General features: G+C 70.7%; 3 protein-coding genes. 1 reads left to right on the top strand and 2 read right to left on the bottom strand.

The genetic code is table 11. The annotated features are described in order from the left end of the window. Positions 1-422: CNNM domain-containing protein (locus tag I5G_RS04480; protein ID WP_026095646.1), on the bottom strand; the 422-nt coding region annotated here is incomplete at its 3' end. A gap of 277 nt (positions 423-699) precedes the next feature. On the opposite strand from I5G_RS04480, the gene I5G_RS20590 reads away from it, so the two are divergent. Then, positions 700-1,041, top strand: coding sequence for a hypothetical protein (locus tag I5G_RS20590; protein WP_022877991.1), 342 nt, complete (start codon positions 700-702; stop codon positions 1,039-1,041). Here I5G_RS20590 and I5G_RS20585 read toward each other — a convergent pair. Next, positions 996-1,623, bottom strand: a 628-nt coding sequence (locus I5G_RS20585; protein ID WP_022877990.1) for a sensor histidine kinase KdpD, incomplete at its 5' end; no start/stop codon positions are given. The genes I5G_RS20590 and I5G_RS20585 overlap by 46 nt on opposite strands.

Below are 1,623 nucleotides of genomic sequence, written 5' to 3'. Positions count from 1 at the left end.
GCGAGCGCTTGGGGTTTCGCGATCGCGAGGTTCTTCGGGTACAGCTCGCCGAAGATCATGGTCACGACGGTGGCGAGCAGCAGGGCCGCGACGGTCCCGATGGCGATCGAGACACCGGCGTCGATCCCGGCACCGCCGAGCAGTGTCCCGATCGACGCGCCGATGAGCGGCTCGGCCACGTACCCGATGAGCAGGCCCGTGACGGTGATGCCTAGCTGCGCGCCCGACAGCATGAAGGACGTCCGCTGCGTGATCGCGAGGACGCGCTTCGCCTGCACGTCGCCCTTCTCGGCGCGTGCGGCGAGCTTCGCGCGGTCGACGGACATGTACGCGAACTCCTGCGCGACGAAGAAGCCGCACGCCGCGATGATCGCGAGCGTCACGATGACGCCGAGGAGCAGCGTCAGAACAGCCGCCAGCATTCGATCTCACCCCCTCTCGAAACGAGGGGGCTCGGAGATCGGCCCTCCTGGTCGGGGGAGGTGCGGGGATGGCTCACGGGGGATTCTCTCTCGTGGGTCGTCGATGCGGTGACGAGCACGATATCCGGCGTCGCTGGGAAACCGCCGTAGCGGCCGGGAACGCGGCCGGGAGCCGCTTCGGAATGGCAGAATGGGTATCCCCGCATTGCCTCGCTACCCGGCGTGGTCCCGCCCTTGCATGACAGGTACGCTTCGGCGCGCCAGAAAAGGACCAGCCGTGGGACGCCTCATCTACCGCGACCGTGCGACGTTCGACATCGACGACCGTCTGCTCGCGCATCTGCGCATCGTGATCATGAACAAGCTGCGCCGGAACGAGGGCTTCATGCTCCAGGTGCCGGTGAACGAGGGGGTGCGTCAGGCGAGCCTCTGGATCCACGCCTCGAACGCCCTCGTGCTGCAGTTCTACGGTGGCCGCGAACCCTCGATCGACCGCGAACTCGTCGACCAGATGATGCACGACGCGAGCGGTGCCGACGGCCTCACGCTGACCGGGTCGGGCGTCGCGTCGCCTCAGACGACGCCGGCCCGACCGACGGCCGCGCGCCCGGCTCGCTGAGTCCCGACGGCCGCGCGCCCGGCTCGCTGAATCGGAGCCGCTGACCGCGGGAGCCGGAGCACGAACACCGCTCCGCTCTCCGCGGGGAGGCATCGCACGTCCCCGCCGTGCGCGCGGGCGATCCCGCGTGCGATCGGCAGACCGAGCCCGACGCCGCCGGAACCCGCACGCGCGGGGTCGAGCCGCACGAGTCGGTCGAAGATGCGCTCCCGATCCTCCGCGGCGACGCCCGGACCGTCGTCGCTGACGCGCACCTCCACGTCATCGCCCGGTGAATGGATGCCGAGGACCACACGCCCGCGGCCGCCGGTGACGCGCGCGGCGTTCTCGACGAGGTTCGACAGCACCTGCGCGATCCGGTCGCGGTCGACGGACACCGGGACCGCGGCATCCGGGATCTCGGTGTCCAGGGTCAGGCCGGGATGCACCAGGCGTGCCCGCGCGGCCTCCGCGTCCACGATCTCGCGCAGGTCGGCGGGAGCGAGCGAGAGCTCCAACCCGCGGTCGACGCGCGCCATGAGCAGCAGATCGTCCACGAGACGCGACGCGCGGGTCCGCCTCCCGCACCACGTGACCGGGGGA

The organism is Microbacterium sp. B19, assembly GCF_000333395.1.
In the GTDB taxonomy this organism is placed as follows: Bacteria; Actinomycetota; Actinomycetes; order Actinomycetales; family Microbacteriaceae; genus Microbacterium.
The sequence above is the reverse complement of the archived record's forward strand: the minus strand, read 5'-3'. Positions and strand labels throughout refer to the sequence as shown.